The sequence below is a fragment of the Actinomycetes bacterium genome (assembly GCA_035506535.1).
Taxonomy (GTDB): domain Bacteria; phylum Actinomycetota; class Actinomycetes; order DATJPE01; family DATJPE01; genus DATJPE01.
Genome location: DATJPE010000001.1, coordinates 1 through 15,072 on the forward strand (window position 1 = coordinate 1; position 15,072 = coordinate 15,072).

The window sequence follows — 15,072 nt, forward strand, 5'->3', positions numbered from 1 at the left end:
CCGCAACCTCGCGAAGTCGGTCACCGTCGAATAGCCCAGCACCGCCGCCTGGCCACCTCCTCACCGCGCCCGCCTCTGTCCTGCCCGAATGAACGCGACGTTGAGTCGGACCTATTGGAGGAACGCCGCGTTCATTCGAAAAGGTCGGGGGTGGGGTCGTAGCGTGGCGGCGTGATCATCGGGATCGGGACCGACGTGGTGGCGCTGGACCGGCTCGCGGCGGTCCTCCAGCGCACCCCGTCGTTCCTGGATCGGGTGTTCACCCCGGCGGAGCGCGGCCTGCCGCTGGAGTCCCTCGCGGGCCGCTGGGCCGCCAAGGAGGCGGTGGCCAAGGCGCTCGGCGTCCCGGACGGCCTGTCCTGGCAGGACTGCGAGATCCGTAACGAGAGCGACGGGCGGCCGGTGCTCACCGTGACCGGGACCGTCGCCGAGGCCGCCCGGGCCCGGGGCGTCACGTCCTGGCACGTGACGCTCACCCACGACGCCGGGGTCGCCTCGGCGGTCGTCGTCGCGGAAGGCTAGGCGCGTGCGCACCGCCCACACCGCCGATCAGGTCCGCGCGGCCGAGGCCCCGCTGCTCGAGGCCCTGCCCGAGGGCGCCCTCATGGCGCGTGCGGCCGGCGGCCTGGCGGCCAGGTGCGCCTCGCTGCTGGGGCGCGTGTACGGCGCCCGCGTGGTCCTCCTCGTCGGCGCCGGCAACAACGGCGGCGACGCGCTGCACGCGGGGGCCGCCCTCGCCCGGCGGGGGGCGCGCGTCGACGCCGTGCTCCTGGGCGCGAGCGCGCACGAGGCCGGCCTGGCGGCGCTGCGCCGGGCCGGCGGGCGTCCCTGCTCCGCCGCGGACGCCGCCGGCGTCCTCGCCGGCGCCGACCTCGTGGTCGACGGCATCCTCGGCATCGGCGGCCGCGGCGGCCTGCGGCCCGAGGCCGCCGCGGTCGTGGCCGCCGTCCCGCAGACCGCCATCGTGGTCGCGGTCGACGTACCCAGCGGGGTCGACGCCACCACCGGCGAGGTCCCCGGCGAGGCGGTGCGCGCCGACGTCACGGTCACCTTCGGCAGCCTCAAGGCCGGCCTGCTGGTGGCCCCCGGGGCCGACCACGCCGGCATCGTCGACGTCGTGGACATCGGCCTTAGGCCCGGCCCCGCCGCGCTCGAGGCACTCCAGGCCGAGGACGTGGCGCAGCGCTGGCCGTGGCCTCAGGAGCAAGGGGACAAGTACGCCCGCGGCGTGCTGGGCGTCCACGCCGGGTCCAGCGCCTATCCCGGGGCCGGGGTCCTCTGCCTGGCCGGGGCGCTGGGGGCGGGCTGCGGCTACGTCCGGGTGGCCGCGACGTCGGGGGCGGCGGTGGCCGTCCGGATGGCCCACCCAGAGGCGATCGTCGTCCACGTCGAGCCCGAGCACCCCGCCCACGGGGTCGGCCGCGTCCAGGCATGGGCGACCGGGCCGGGCCTGGGGACCGGACGGGCGGAGCAGGCCGGGGTACGCGCGCTGCTGGCGGAGGGGCTGCCGACGGTGCTGGACGCCGACGCCCTGGTCGTGCTGGCCGCCGACCCGGGCCTGCTGCGTGGTCGGGAGGGCGGTCCGGGGGCGGTGCTGCTGACCCCGCACGCGGGGGAGCTGGCCCGGCTGCTGGGCGTCGGGCGCGAGGAGGTCGAGCAGCGACGGCTGGAGCACGCGCGGGCGGCCGCCGAGCGCTTCGAGGCCACCGTGCTGCTCAAGGGGTCGACGACCCTGGTCGCCGCTCCCGGCGAGGTACCAGTGCGGGTCAACACCACGGGGACGGCGTGGCTGGGCACGGCCGGCTCGGGCGACGTCCTCACCGGCGTGGCCGGGTCCCTGCTCGCCGCCGGCCGAGACGCCCGGGACGCCGGCTCGGTCGCGGCGTGGGTGCACGGCCTGGCCGCCCGCCTGGCCTCCGCCGGCGGCCCGCTCACCGCCTCGCGGCTGGCCGAGGCACTGCCCCGAGCGGTCGCCTCCCTGGGCTGAGCCGCCGCGCGTGACAGACTCGACGCCGATGGGCGGGACGTCGACACACCCGGTCCACCGGGCCGAGGCCGTGGTGGACCTCGCGGCGATCCGCGCCAACGTGGCGACGCTGCGCCGCGCCGCCGGTCGGGCCGAGGTGCTGGCCGTCGTCAAAGCCGACGCGTACGGACACGGGCTGCTCCCCGCCGCCCGGGCCGCGCGGGACGCGGGCGCGGCCTGGCTGGGCACCGCGCTGCTCGAGGAGGCCCTCGCGCTGCGCGCCGCGGGGGACGGCGGACGTCTCCTGGCCTGGATGCTCGACCCGGGCGACCCCTTCGCCGAGGCGGTGGCCGCGGACATCGACCTCTCGGTCAGCGCCCCGTGGGCGGTCGAGGAGATCGCCGCGGCAGCACGGACGGCCGGCCGGCCCGCGCGCCTGCACCTCAAGGTCGACACCGGCCTCGGACGGGCGGGGGCACCAGTGCACGACTGGCCGGCCCTCGTCGAGCGGGCCGCCAAGGCCCAGGCCGACGGCGAGGTGGTGGTCAGCGGGGTCTGGTCGCACCTGGCGTACGCCGACGCGCCGGGCCACCCCACCACCGATGCGCAGATCGAGGCCTTCCGCGAGGCGGTGGCCCTGGCCGAGGCCGAGGGGCTGCGCCCGGAGGTGCGGCACCTGGCGAACAGCGCCGCGACGCTGACCCGGCCGGACGCCCACTTCGACCTGGTGCGGCCCGGCATCGCGGTGTACGGCCTGTCCCCGATGCCCGACGACCACCCGGCCGACACCCTCGGGCTGCGCCCGGCGATGACGCTGCGCGCCCGGATCGCCCTGGTCAAGCGGCTGCCGCCCGGCCACGGTGTCTCCTACCTGCACCGCTATCGCACGACCCGGGAGACGACGACCGCGCTCGTCCCCCTCGGCTACGCCGACGGCATCCCGCGCAACGCGACCAACGTCGGGCCGGTGCTGGCGGCGGGGGCGCGACGCACGATCGCCGGCACGGTGTGCATGGACCAGTTCGTCCTCGACCTGGGCGACGACCCGGTCTCGGTCGGCGACGAGGTCGTCCTCTTCGGGCCAGGGGACGGCGGGGAACCCAGCGCCGACGACTGGGCACGGGCCACCGGCACCATCTCCTACGAGATCGTGACGCGGATCGGACCCCGCGTGCCGCGCGTCCACCTCGGCGGCTCGGCGTGAGCCCGCGCATGTCCGGGCCGGCGGGCCTCGGCCTCGGGGTGCTGGCCGCCGGCGCCGCCCTCGGCTGGGTCGGCGAGCGGCTGCTCGTCAAGCGCCCGCCGGGCGGCGCGATCGCCATCACCGGCCCGAACGCGGGGCGCGCCGACCCGCGGCTGCTCACCGTCGACGACGGGGTCGAGCTGTACGTCGAGATCGACGAGGTCGCCGCCACGGCGGCGTACGCGCCGCTCACCGCGATCTTCATCCACGGCTACGCGCTCAACCTCGACTGCTGGTACTTCCAGCGTCAGGCGCTGTCCGGCGACGTCCGCGGCGTGTTCTACGACCAGCGCGGCCACGGCCGCGCCGGTCGGGGCGAGGCGGGCACCCACACCATCGAACGACTGGGACGCGACCTGGGCGAGCTGCTCGACGTCGTGGCCCCGCAAGGACCGGTCGTGCTCATCGGTCACTCGATGGGCGGGATGACCATCATGGCGCTCGCGGAGCAGCGGCCCGAGGTGTTCGAGCGCCGGGTGGTGGGCGTGGGTCTGGTCGCCACGTCGGCCTCCGGGGTGGGGGAGTCGCCGCTCGGCCTGCCCCGCCGGCTCGGCGAGGTCGTGCACCGGGCCGCCCCGCTGGTGGTGTCCGCGTTGTCGCGGGCACCCGCCCTGGTGGAGCGTGGGCGCAAGTCGGGCAGCGACCTCGGACACCTGCTCACCCGCTACTACAGCTTCGCCTCGCGTGTCCCGCCGGGACTGGTGGAGTTCGCGGCGGAGATGCTCTCGGCGACCCCGCTGGAGGTCGTGGCCGAGTTCCTGCCCTCCCTCGACGCCCACGACCGCACCGACGCGCTCCCGGTGCTGCGGTCCTGCCCGGTCCTCGTGGTGGGCGCGCAGCAGGACCTCATGACCCCCGTCGAGCACACGCACGCGATCGCCGCGGCCCTTCCCGAGGCGGACGTCCGCGTCGTCGAGCCCGGCGGGCACATGATCCTGTTGGAGTACCCCGACGAGGTCACGGCCTGGATCCGGGAGCTGTTGCGCCGCTCGCTGACGCTCGCGCAGCAGCGGGGTCTCGCGTGAGCGAGGCCTGGTCCCGGCTGGCCGCACGGATCGCCGGGTGCACGGCCTGCGCCGAGCTCGTCGCGACGCGCACCCAGGTCGTGCCCGGCGTCGCGCCGCCGGGGGCCCGCCTCGTCCTGCTCGGCGAGGCGCCCGGCGCGGCCGAGGACGCGGCCGGCGTCCCGTTCGTGGGCCGCTCGGGCTGGTGGCTGGACGCGGCCCTCGGCGCGGCCGGGCTGGCGCGCGCGGACGTGGCCGTCGTCAACGTGCTGAAGTGCCGGCCGCCGGGCAACCGGGCCCCCCGCCGTGCCGAGGTGGCCGCCTGCCGCCCCTGGCTCGAAGCGCAGCTCGACCTGCTGGACCCCGCCCTCGTGGTGGCCCTCGGGGGCACCGCCGCCCAGTGGTTCTTCGGGCCCGCCGCTCGCATCAGCCGGCTGCGCGGCGAGACGCATCGGGCCCTGGGCCGCCGCGTGCTCGTGACCTACCACCCCTCGGCGGCGCTGCGCTTCGGGCCGACGGGGCAGCCCGCGCTCGCGCTGGCGGCCGACCTGGCGATCGCGGCCGACCTCCTGGCGGCGTAGTGGCCGACGTCGCGCTCGAGGTGCCCACGGAGCAGGACATGCGGGCCCTCGGCCGGCGCCTGGCGACCCGCCTGCGCGCCGGCGACCTCGTGGTCCTGGGGGGCGACCTGGGGGCGGGCAAGACCACCCTCGTCCAAGGGCTCGGGGCGGGCCTCGGCGTCCTGGGCGAGGTGACCTCGCCGACCTTCGTGCTCGCGCGGGTCCACCGCAGCCGCGTCGGCGGTCCCGCCCTCGTGCACGTCGACGCCTACCGGCTGGCCTCCCTCGCCGAGGTGGACGACCTCGACCTGGACGCCTCGCTGGCCGAGTCGGTGACGGTGGTCGAGTGGGGCGGCGGGAAGGTCGAGGGGCTCAGCGAGGACCGCCTGGAGATCGAGCTGGTCCGCCCCCGCGGCGCGGCCGGGGGAGAGGTCCGCACGGTACGCCTGCACGCGGTCGGGCCTCGCTGGAGCGGCGAGGACCTCGCCTCGGCGGTGGAGGGCCGCCCCGAGGGCAGCGCCTAGGGTTTCGGTCGTGCTCGTCCTCGGCCTCGACACCTCGACCGCGCAGCTGACGCTGGCCCTGCACGACGGGACGCGGATGGTGGCCGAACGCCACGCCCTGGACGCCCGCCGCCACGGCGAGCTGCTCGCCCCCCTCCTGCGCGACCTGCTCGTGGAGGCCGGACCGGCGGAGGTCACCGACGTGGCGTGCGGGGTAGGTCCGGGGCCGTACACCTCGCTTCGGGTCGGGCTGGTGAGCGCGGTGGCCTTCGCCGCGGCCCGCCGCCTGCCGGTGCACGGCGTGTGCTCCCTCGACGTGCTCGCGGCCGAGGCGGCGCGGACGGGCGCGAACCGGGGCGAGCCGTTCGCGGTGGCCACCGACGCCCGTCGGCGCGAGGTGTACTGGGCGACCTACGACCCGAGCGGGACGCGGACGTCCGGCCCCGCGGTCGGCCACCCGGCCGGGCTGGGCCTGCGCGAGGTGCCGGCGGCGGGGGAGGGCCCGCGCCGGTACCCCGAGGCGTTCGCGCGGCCGATCGAGCCGACCTACCCACGGGCGGCGGTGCTGGCCGGGCTGGTCGCCGCCGCGCTGTCCGGCTCGGCCTCCGGCACGTCCATCGAGCTGCTGCCGCCGCGCCCGCTGTACCTGCGCCGGCCCGACGCCGCCGAGCCGCACTCCCCGAAACCGGTGCTCACGTGAGTGCGGCCACGCTGCGTCCGATGCGCTGGTGGGACGTCGAGGAGCTGGCTGCGCTGGAGGAGGAGGCGTTCCCCGACCTGCCCTGGTCGGCCGCCGCGTTCTGGAGCGAGCTCGCCGGGGTGCCGCTGACCCGCTGGTACGTCGTCGCCGAGGAGGACGGCGGCATCGCTGGCTACGCGGGCCTGTTCGCCACGGGGCCCGAGGCCGACGTCCAGACGGTGGCGGTACGCCCGGACCGCCGCGGCAGCGGGCTCGCCGACCGGCTGGTGACCGCGTTGCTCGAGGAGGCCGGACGGCGCGGGGCGGCCCGGGTGCTGCTGGAGGTCCGCGATGACAACACGCCTGCGCTTCGCCTCTACGAGCGGCACGGGTTCGCGGCCGTGGGGCGCCGGCGCGGCTACTACGGGCCCGGACGCGACGCCGTCGTGATGGCCCGCCGGCTCGGGGCGGGGACCGCGTGAGCGACGTACCGCTCGTCCTGGGCATCGAGACGTCCTGCGACGAGACCGGGGTCGGGATCGTCGCCGGGACAGCGCTGCTGGCGAACGAGATCGCGAGCAGCGTCGAGGAGCACGCCCGCTTCGGCGGCGTGGTCCCCGAGGTCGCCTCGCGGGCGCACCTCGAGGCGCTCGTGCCGACCGTCGAGCGGGCGTGCGCCACCGCCGGCGTCGGGCTGGCCGACGTCGACGCCATCGCCGTCACGGCGGGGCCGGGCCTCGTGGGGGCGCTGCTCGTCGGTGACGCGGGGGCCAAGGCGCTGGCCGTCGCGCTGGGCAAGCCGCTGTACGGGGTCAACCACCTCGCCGCCCACGTCGCCGTGGACGTCCTCGAGCACGGCCCGCTGCCGGAACCGACGCTCGCCCTGCTGGTCAGCGGCGGCCACTCCTCGCTGTTGCTGGTGCGCGACGTCACCGGCGACGTGGAGCCGCTCGGCCGGACCATCGACGACGCGGCCGGCGAGGCCTTCGACAAGGTGGCGCGGCTGCTCGGGCTCGGCTTCCCCGGAGGGCCGTACGTCGATCGCGCCGCCCGCGACGGAGACCCGGACTCGATCGCGTTCCCCCGCGGGCTCACCGGCCCGGCCGACCTACGCGAGCACCGCTACGACTTCTCCTTCAGCGGGCTGAAGACGGCCGTGGCCCGCTGGGTCGAGCAGCGGGAGCGGGACGGGGAGGCGGTGCCCGTCGCCGACGTGGCGGCCGCCTTCCAGGAGGCGGTGGTCGACGTGCTCGTCCGCAAGGCGCTGCTCGCGTGCGCCGAGCACGGCGTCGACTCGCTGCTCATCGGCGGTGGGGTCGCGGCCAACTCCCGGCTGCGGGTGGTCGCCGAGCAACGGTGCGCCGGAGCCGGCGTACGGCTGCGCGTCCCACGCCCGGGGCTGTGCACGGACAACGGGGCGATGGTCGCCGCGCTGGGGTCCGAGATGGTGCGGCGCGGACGTACGCCTTCCGCCCTGGACCACCCGACCGACTCGGCGCTACCGGTCACCGAGGTCCTCCTGCCCTGACGTTGCGGGTCGGGGTCGCGTCGGGTCGGGTCGGGGTGCGGCGCGTCACGTTGCGTCGGTGATGGTGACGTGGGCGCGGGCGAGCCGTCGCGGCAGCTCCGGGAGCAGGCGGCGGGTCGGCTGCGCGACGTCCAGGCGCCGCTCGGCGACCAGCGGGACCAGGGCGGCCAGGCGCGGATCGGCGAGAACGGCCGCGAGCGCGGCGCGGTCCCCGCCGAGGACGATCGCGTCGAGGCGGTCCACGCGGGGGAGCACGACGAGCGCCGTCGCGTCGGCGGCGGCCGCGTACGACTCGCGTGCCTGCGCCTCCCGGCGGCGCGCGAAGCGCTGCTGGGACCAGCCACCCGCGGCCGAACGGCCTTGGACGTGGCGCGTCCCGACCTTGGACGCCACGACCGTGTCCCCGTCGACAACCGCGACGAGGTAGCCCGCCTTGCGGGCCAGCGCGATACCCACGAGGCGGCGGCGCCGAACGTGGGCCAGCAGGCAGGCCAGCCCCCGACCGTCGTCGACCAGGGGCGGGAACGCCACGTCGATCCTCGCCGTGGTGCCGTCCTCCGCCCGCAGCAGCGCGCCCGACGGCCCGAGCTCGGTCGACGTCGCCCCGTGTGCGGCGACGAAGCGCTCGATCCAGCCGGCCAGGCGCGCGGCGTCGACCTCGACCGCACGGGTCATCGGGGCGTCCCCAGGGCGGCCGGATCCCCTGATCGCGGCGGGTCGTAGCGCGCCACCAGCAGCGCGAGCGGGCCGCCCTCGGTACGGGTGAGCACGAGCGTCGCGATGGGGCCGTCGCCGCCGAGGGCGAGCCGGCGGCGCAGCTCTTCGGGCGCGACGCCCACCCCCCGCTTCTTCACGACCACGTCGCCGACTCCCCTGGCGCGCAGCACGGCGCGCATCCGCTTGAGCGCGAAGGGGATCTCCTCGAGCACCTCGAACACCGCCCCGAAGCGGGCGTCGGGCTCGGTCTCGGTGGTCACATAGGCGATGTGCCGGTCGAGCAGGTGACCGGCCAGCCGCTGCGCGACCGCGCCGACCAGCCCCGCGCGGATGATCGCGTCGTCGGGCTCAACCAGCCACCCCTCCACCGCACCGACCGCCACCGAGGGCGGGAGGTCAGCGTCGGTGAGCACGGTCCCTGCCGGCAGCAGGGTGGCGCGGCGCCGGGCCGTCGCCAGCGGCCCGTGCCAGATGGCGGCCTCCTTCAGCTCGCCCCTCACCGACACCCACTCGCCCTCCGCGTCCGGCGGTATCAGCGAGTGCGGGATGCCCGGGGCCACCTTGGCGACGGTCGCCGGCACCTCGCGGGCGAGGTCGGCGATCCACGACCAGGGCGGTGACCACGTCTCCGGCTGCTGCCGGCGGTGCGCGCCGGCACGGCGTGCCGGGTCGACGTACGCCGCCTCGCAGCCGAGCCCGGCGAGCCGAAGCGTCGTCACGTCGGCGGTTCGCACTGTGATCCGGCCGGAATGGCCCTCGGCGGCCGCGTTGGCGGCCGCGAGGGCCGCGACGGTCGGGTCACGGTCCACCGCGAGCACCTGCGGACCGGCGTCGGCGAGGGCCAGCGCATCGGCCCCGGCCCCGCAGCACAGGTCGGCCACCCGGGCGAAGCCGGCCAGCCGGGTGGCGCGATGCGCCGCGACCTCGGGCCGGGTGGCCTGCTCCAGGGTCTCCTGGGTCCAGAGCAGGCGCCCCCCGCGTGGACCCAGGCGGACGGCTGCCCGGCGGCGCAGGCGGCCCTGGGTGAGGGCGAGAGCGACCAGCACCGGGTCGTGACCCTCGGCCCGCAGCCGCTCGGTGAGGCCGAACAGGTCGGGCTCGGCGTCGCCGGCGTACGCCTCGGTCGCCGCGCGCAGCACGTCCGCCGCCGCCGCGGACCGCAGCAGGGCCACGTCCTCAGGGGTCACGCCCCCAGCCTGCCGCCCCCCTCCGCCGTTCGGCAGCGGCCCACCCTGGGGGAGCCACCCCAGGCACACTGGCACTCGGGTTGACGGAGTGCTAACGGCCTGGCTAGGTTGGTCGTTGGCACTCTCCGGCTGGAAGTGCCAGCGACCTCCAGGGTCTGGCCCCGCGACGGCAGGGTCTGGTGGTGGCAACCAAGCCGCATACCCACACACGAAGCTCACGGAGGGTAGACCACCGTGTCGGTCTCCATCACCCCGCTCGAGGACCGCGTCCTCGTCCGGCCGCTCGACGTCGAGCAGACGACTGCGTCCGGCCTCGTCATCCCGGACACCGCCAAGGAGAAGCCCCAGGAGGGCGAGGTCCTGGCCGTCGGGCCGGGCCGCTTCGAGGACGGCCAGCGCCTGCCGCTCGACGTCAAGGTCGGCGACAAGGTCATCTACAGCAAGTACGGCGGCACCGAGGTGAAGTACGAGGGCGAGGAATACCTCATCCTCTCGGCCCGCGACCTGCTCGCGAAGGTCGGCTGAGGCTCGACCTCGCCGACCCGCACCGAGGAGCCATCGCCCCGGCCGCCGACCTCGGTGGCCGGGGCGCCGCTCGTCCCGCCCACCGGGCGAGCGCCGCACCACCGCGCCCGCTGACCCGTCATCCGGCAGCACCCACGTTCGGAAGGACCTCCACGCCATGGCCAAGACCCTGCTGTTCGACGACGACGCCCGCCGCAGCCTCGAGCGCGGCGTGAACGCGCTCGCGGACGCGGTCAAGGTGACGATCGGCCCGCGCGGCCGCAACGTGGTCATCGACAAGAAGTGGGGCGCCCCCACGATCACCAACGACGGCGTCACGATCGCCCGCGAGATCGAGCTGCACGACCCCTACGAGAACCTCGGAGCGCAGCTCGCCAAGGAGGTCGCCACCAAGACCAACGACGTCGCCGGCGACGGCACCACGACCGCGACGGTCCTGGCCCAGGCGATGGTCCGCGAGGGCCTGCGCAACGTCGCCGCCGGCGGGACGCCGTTGGAGCTGAAGCGGGGCATCGACGCGGCCGTGGCCGCCGTCTGCGGTCGGCTCATCTCCTCCGCGCGCGAGGTCAGTGGCCACGACCAGATCGCCCACGTCGCGACGATCTCGGCGCAAGACCGCGTCATCGGCGAGCTCATCGGCGAGGCGTTCGACAAGGTCGGCAAGGACGGCGTCATCACCGTCGAGGAGTCCAACACCGCCGGCACCGAGCTCGAGTTCACCGAGGGCATGCAGTTCGACAAGGGCTACATCAGCCCCTACTTCGTCACCGACGCCGAGCGCATGGAGACGGTCCTCGAGGACGCCTACGTCCTGATCAACCAGGGCAAGATCTCCTCCGTCGCTGAGCTGCTGCCGATCCTCGAAAAGGTCGTCAAGGCTGGCAAGCCGCTGCTCCTCATCGCCGAAGACGTCGAGGGCGAGGCCCTGTCGACGCTCGTGGTCAACAAGATCCGTGGCCTGTTCACCTCGGCGGCGGTCAAAGCTCCCGGGTTCGGCGACCGCCGCAAGGCGATGCTGCAGGACATGGCGGTCCTCACCGGTGCCACCGTGATCGCCCCCGAGATCGGGCTCAAGCTCGACCAGGTCGACCTCGACGTCCTGGGCACGGCTCGCCGGGTCGTGGTCACCAAGGACGACACCACGATCATCGACGGTGGGGGCGCGGCCGAGGCCGTGGCCGACCGGGTCGCGCAGATCCGTGCCGAGATCGAGGGCACCGACTCCGACTGGGACCGCGAGAAGCTGCAGGAGCGGCTCGCCAAGCTGGCCGGCGGCGTCTGCGTCATCAAGGTGGGCGCCTACACCGAGACGGAGCTGAAGGAGAAGAAGCACCGCATCGAGGACGCGGTGTCGGCGACGCGGGCCGCGATCGAGGAGGGGATCGTCGCGGGCGGCGGAGCCTCCCTGGTGCACGCCGCCACCGTCCTCGACGGTGACCTCGGCCTGAGCGGGGACCAGGCCACCGGCGTCGGCGTGGTGCGGCGCGCGATCGACGAGCCGCTGCGCTGGATCGCGGAGAACGCCGGGCTCGAGGGCTACGTCGTCGTGGACGCGGTACGCGCCCTGCCCGACGACCATGGCCTCAACGCGGCCACCGGTGAGTACGTCGACCTCGTGGCGGCGGGCGTCCTCGACCCGGTCAAGGTCACCCGGTCGGCGTTGGAGAACGCGGCGTCGATCACCTCGATGCTGCTCACCACGGAGACGCTCGTCGTGGAGAAGCACGACGAGGAGCACGCGCACGCCGGGGACGGCCACGGCCACGGGCACTCCCACGGTCCCGGCGGCCACGTCCACTAGGGGTGCACTGGGACCGCCCAGCGAGCTCAGCCCAGCGGACGCCAGGCCAGTGAGGTCAGGCCAGTGAGGTCAGGCCAGTGAGGTCAGGCGCATGAGACTGGCCCAGGGCGGGTCTGGCCAGCGATGAGCGTCGGGCTCGCCCCGCACCGGCTCCGGCACGGTGCGGGGCGAGCTGCTCTCAGGACCTCTCAGGACGCCGTCGCGAAGGTGGGCGTGCGCCGGCTGAGCAGCCGCTCGCGCTCGTCCTCGGTCATGCCGCCCCAGACGCCGTACGGCTCCCGCACGGCGAGGGCATGCGTCCGGCAGGCGTCGATCACCGGGCAGCGCGCGCACACGGCCTTGGCCGCGCGGTCGCGGGCCAGGCGGGCCGGGCCGCGCTCGCCCTCGGGGTGGAAGAAGACGCTGGGCTCCACCTCGCGGCAGGCGCCCCGCAGCTGCCAGTCCCACAGGTCGGCGTTCGGCCCGGGGAGCCGGGACAGGTCCGCCATGTCTGCCTCCTGGAGTCTTGGCGTCGTCGATGGCACCGTATAACCGAGCCACGATCGAGTCAACTTCCAAAGATGAACAACTTATGACGCGATCGTTCCGGCTTCGGGGTGCGCTGCCGGCTCGGGGCGGGACAATGAGCGTGTGTCCGCCGACCCGCAGCCCGGCGCAGGGGCGGAGACCTCCGCCCCCGCGCTGACGGTGGCCGCGGTGGCCCGCCGGCTCGGGGTGGCGCCGGCCACCCTGCGGACCTGGGACCGCCGCTACGCGCTTGGTCCCTCCGCGCACACGGCGGGTGCCCATCGCCGCTACGGCCCCCACGATGTGGCCCGCCTCGAGGTGATGCGCCGCCTGACCATGGAGGGGGTCGCGCCGGCGGACGCCGCGCGGGTCGCCCGCGACTTCCACGGCCCCGCCCCCGAGGAGGCGCTCGCTCCGCCGCCCGACGCGCGGGTGGTCTCGATGCGCGCCGAGTCGCGAGCGGTCCGCGGGCTGGTCAACGCGGCGTCGGCGCTCGACGCCGGGCAGACCGCGCGCGTGCTGAGCGAGGCGATCCATCGACGTGGAGTGGTCTGGACCTGGGACCACCTGGCGGTACCCGCCCTGGTGAGCGTCGGCGCCCGCTGGGAGGCGACGGGGCGCGGGATCGAGGTCGAGCACCTGCTCTCCTCGTGCGTGGCCACCGCGTTGACCGGCGCCGTGGAGTCTCCGCGGCGGCCGCTGAACGCCCGGCCGGTGCTGCTCGCCGCGGCCGACGAGGAGCAGCACGTGCTGCCCCTCCACGCGCTGGCCGCCGCGCTGGCTGAACGGCACATCGCCACCCACCTGCTCGGGATGCGGGTACCGACCGCTGCGCTGTTCGACGCGGTACGCCGTACCGGGCCTGCCGTCGTCTTCGTCTGGTCGCGCCTGGAGGCCACCGGCGACCCGGACGCCCTCGCGGCGCTGCCGGCGATGCGTCCCCCGGTCGCGGTGGTCGCGGGCGGTCCGGGCTGGACCTCGCCCCTGCCGCCGGGCGTCCAGCGGGCCCACGACCTCGTCGAGGCCGTCACCACGGTGATCCGCGCCGCCGCCTGAGACGCCCCGGCGAGGGTCGCGACGTGGCACCGGCCGACGACCCGCGGTGAGCCTCGACCGACGCGCCGCCACGGTCCGTCGCGGCGCGCTCGGTACCCTGCCGCGAGGCGGTGCCGACGTCGCGGCGTGGGCGGGCCGCAGGACCGGGCGGTCAACCGCCGGCCGGTGCGAGCCGAAGGTGGGATCCGTGGAGTCGGTCGAGGGCGAACTGGCGGGGCTGCTCGCCTCCGGCGAGCGCGCCGCCTTCCACGGCCGCCCGGTCTCCGGGATCACGCCCCTTCAGCAGGCCGTGGAGGTGGCCCGAGCCGCCGGCCGCCCGGCCGAGGCCACGGCGGCCGCATGGCTGCTCGGCGTCGCCCTCGGCGCTGCGGGGCGCTACGGCAGCGCGCTCACGGTCCTCGAGCCCCTGACCACGACCCACTCGGGCTCGGCCGAGCGGCGGCTTTTCGCGGCGCTCGCCGCCGCCACGGCGGCCAGCGTGCAGCGCCAGCTGGGCAGCCACGCGGTGGCCGCCGAGCTGGACGAGCTGGCGGAACGGCTGGCCGGCGACTCACCCGAGGCCTGCTTCGACGCAGCCCTCGGTCTGGCCGCGGACGCGGTGGGGCTCGCTGATGCCGCCACCGCCCGCCGTCACGTCGAGCGCGCGGCGTCGCTGACCGAGGGCCGGGCGGACTGGTGGCGCCAGCGGGTCCGCCTGCTGTGGGTGCGCGCCGAGGTGGCGCTGCTGGAGACCGATCCCGGCTCCGCCGCCCAGCTCGCCGAGCGGGCCGTCAGCCTGGCCGAGTCCTCCCGGGCACCCAGGCATGTCGCCAAGAGTCTGCTGTTCCTGGGGATCGCCCAGGTGCACGCCGGCGAGAACGCCGAGGCCATCACGACGCTTCGACGCGCCGCGACGCTGGCGGAGTCGCTGGGCACGCTGCCGCTGCTCTGGCCCTCCCGGGCTCTCCTCGGGGCTCTGCTCGAGGCGAGCGCCCCCAAGGAGGCCGCTCGCTCGCTGGCGTCCGCGCGCAACGCGGTGCTGCAGATCGCCGACGACCTGCCCGAGAGCCTGCGCGGGCCGTGGCTGGCTCGCCCGGACGTCGCGGCGCTGCTCGGCGGCTGAGGCGATCTGTCGCTTCCGGGCTCACGTCGGGGTCCCCTCCTGCCGACACCTAGATCGTGACCACCGTGTGCGTCTGCGACGACTCCCCGCTGGCCCGGGAGTCGTTGCGCCGTGCGGTGGCGGCGCTGCCCGGGGTGACCCGGGTCACTGCGGCCGCCAGCGGCGAGGAGGTCCTCAACCGCTATCCCGCCGAGCGGCCCGACCTGGTCCTGCTCGACGTGCGGATGCCCGGCCTCGGCGGAGTGGAGGCGCTGCGACGGCTGGTGGCCGTGCACCCGGAGGCCTCGGTGCTCATGCTCACCCTCGCCGAGGACACCGACGGGGTCGCTCGCGCGGTCGCTGCCGGTGCCCGGGGCTACCTGCGCAAGGACGCCACCCGCGAGGAGCTGATCGCGACGGTCGGGCAGGCGCTCAGTCGAAGCCGGGGACGCGAGTCCGCGGCGGCCCGCCCCCGGCCGACGGTGGAGGGGATGCCGCCAGTGCTCACCGAGCGCGAGCTCCAGGTGCTCTCGGGGATGTCCCGGGGTCGCTCCAACGCCGAGATCGGGCGTGAGCTGTACCTGTCCGAGGACACCGTGAAGACCCACGCGCGGCGCCTGTTCCGCAAGCTGGGGGCCGCGGACCGCGCCCACGCGGTGGCGCTCGGGTACCGCTGGGCCCTGCTGCGCTAGCCGGGGCTCGCCCCCCGGGGCGA

The 15,072-nt window shown here is 75.9% G+C and carries 17 protein-coding genes; 14 read left to right on the plus strand and 3 right to left on the minus strand.

Annotation, left to right across the window (positions count from 1 at the left end):
- Positions 1-171: 171 nt before the first annotated feature.
- Genes VMI11_00005 through tsaD form a run of 9 tightly spaced genes read left to right on the plus strand, consistent with a single transcriptional unit; the run spans position 172 to position 7,483 of the window.
- Positions 172-522, plus strand: a complete 351-nt coding sequence (locus VMI11_00005; GenBank protein ID HTY70785.1) for a holo-ACP synthase — start codon at positions 172-174, stop codon at positions 520-522.
- Between the two features lie 4 nt (positions 523-526).
- Positions 527-1,987 carry an NAD(P)H-hydrate dehydratase gene (locus VMI11_00010; protein HTY70786.1) on the plus strand — a complete coding sequence of 487 codons (1,461 nt, stop codon included), beginning with the start codon at positions 527-529 and terminating at the stop codon, positions 1,985-1,987.
- A gap of 28 nt (positions 1,988-2,015) precedes the next feature.
- A complete protein-coding gene (gene alr, locus VMI11_00015) occupies positions 2,016-3,170 on the plus strand; it encodes an alanine racemase (protein HTY70787.1) in 1,155 nt (384 codons plus the stop codon).
- On the plus strand, positions 3,167-4,234 hold the full coding sequence (locus tag VMI11_00020; GenBank protein ID HTY70788.1) for an alpha/beta hydrolase: 1,068 nt from the start codon (positions 3,167-3,169) through the stop codon (positions 4,232-4,234). The genes alr and VMI11_00020 overlap by 4 nt, the downstream gene beginning before the upstream one ends.
- Positions 4,231-4,794, plus strand: a complete 564-nt coding sequence (locus VMI11_00025; protein ID HTY70789.1) for a uracil-DNA glycosylase — start codon at positions 4,231-4,233, stop codon at positions 4,792-4,794. Before VMI11_00020 ends, VMI11_00025 begins: the two co-directional genes overlap by 4 nt.
- Positions 4,794-5,297 carry a tRNA (adenosine(37)-N6)-threonylcarbamoyltransferase complex ATPase subunit type 1 TsaE gene (tsaE, locus tag VMI11_00030; GenBank protein HTY70790.1) on the plus strand — a complete coding sequence of 168 codons (504 nt, stop codon included), beginning with the start codon at positions 4,794-4,796 and terminating at the stop codon, positions 5,295-5,297. The genes VMI11_00025 and tsaE overlap by 1 nt, the downstream gene beginning before the upstream one ends.
- 10 nt (positions 5,298-5,307) lie before the next feature.
- Positions 5,308-5,976, plus strand: a complete 669-nt coding sequence (gene tsaB / locus VMI11_00035) for a tRNA (adenosine(37)-N6)-threonylcarbamoyltransferase complex dimerization subunit type 1 TsaB (protein ID HTY70791.1) — start codon at positions 5,308-5,310, stop codon at positions 5,974-5,976.
- Positions 5,973-6,437 (plus strand): ribosomal protein S18-alanine N-acetyltransferase, encoded by a 465-nt coding sequence (gene rimI, locus VMI11_00040; protein HTY70792.1) that lies wholly within the window; start codon positions 5,973-5,975, stop codon positions 6,435-6,437. The genes tsaB and rimI overlap by 4 nt, the downstream gene beginning before the upstream one ends.
- Positions 6,434-7,483, plus strand: a complete 1,050-nt coding sequence (gene tsaD, locus VMI11_00045) for a tRNA (adenosine(37)-N6)-threonylcarbamoyltransferase complex transferase subunit TsaD (GenBank protein ID HTY70793.1) — start codon at positions 6,434-6,436, stop codon at positions 7,481-7,483. Before rimI ends, tsaD begins: the two co-directional genes overlap by 4 nt.
- A gap of 45 nt (positions 7,484-7,528) precedes the next feature.
- Here tsaD and VMI11_00050 read toward each other — a convergent pair whose 3' ends face one another.
- Both VMI11_00050 and VMI11_00055 read right to left on the minus strand, forming a co-directional pair.
- Entirely contained in the window at positions 7,529-8,158 is a 630-nt protein-coding gene (locus tag VMI11_00050) for an acVLRF1 family peptidyl-tRNA hydrolase (GenBank protein HTY70794.1), read from the minus strand.
- Complete coding sequence (locus VMI11_00055) at positions 8,155-9,387, minus strand: methyltransferase domain-containing protein (protein HTY70795.1); 1,233 nt, start codon at positions 9,385-9,387, stop codon at positions 8,155-8,157. Before VMI11_00055 ends, VMI11_00050 begins: the two co-directional genes overlap by 4 nt.
- Before the next feature lie 234 nt (positions 9,388-9,621).
- On the opposite strand from VMI11_00055, the gene groES reads away from it, so the two are divergent.
- Together groES and groL are read left to right on the plus strand one after the other, a co-directional pair.
- A complete protein-coding gene (gene groES, locus VMI11_00060) occupies positions 9,622-9,912 on the plus strand; it encodes a co-chaperone GroES (protein HTY70796.1) in 291 nt (96 codons plus the stop codon).
- Between the two features lie 157 nt (positions 9,913-10,069).
- Positions 10,070-11,713 carry a chaperonin GroEL gene (gene groL, locus VMI11_00065; GenBank protein HTY70797.1) on the plus strand — a complete coding sequence of 548 codons (1,644 nt, stop codon included), beginning with the start codon at positions 10,070-10,072 and terminating at the stop codon, positions 11,711-11,713.
- Positions 11,714-11,901: 188 nt separating this feature from the next.
- Here the strand turns inward: groL and VMI11_00070 are convergent, their stop codons facing one another.
- Complete coding sequence (locus tag VMI11_00070) at positions 11,902-12,201, minus strand: WhiB family transcriptional regulator (protein HTY70798.1); 300 nt, start codon at positions 12,199-12,201, stop codon at positions 11,902-11,904.
- A gap of 142 nt (positions 12,202-12,343) precedes the next feature.
- On the opposite strand from VMI11_00070, the gene VMI11_00075 reads away from it, so the two are divergent.
- The 3 genes from VMI11_00075 to VMI11_00085 all read left to right on the plus strand — a co-directional run bounded on the left by VMI11_00075 (position 12,344) and on the right by VMI11_00085 (position 15,049).
- Complete coding sequence (locus VMI11_00075; GenBank protein HTY70799.1) at positions 12,344-13,276, plus strand: MerR family transcriptional regulator; 933 nt, start codon at positions 12,344-12,346, stop codon at positions 13,274-13,276.
- A gap of 187 nt (positions 13,277-13,463) precedes the next feature.
- Complete coding sequence (locus VMI11_00080; protein ID HTY70800.1) at positions 13,464-14,378, plus strand: hypothetical protein; 915 nt, start codon at positions 13,464-13,466, stop codon at positions 14,376-14,378.
- 56 nt (positions 14,379-14,434) lie between these two features.
- A complete protein-coding gene (locus tag VMI11_00085) occupies positions 14,435-15,049 on the plus strand; it encodes a response regulator transcription factor (protein ID HTY70801.1) in 615 nt (204 codons plus the stop codon).
- Positions 15,050-15,072 lie beyond the last annotated feature (23 nt).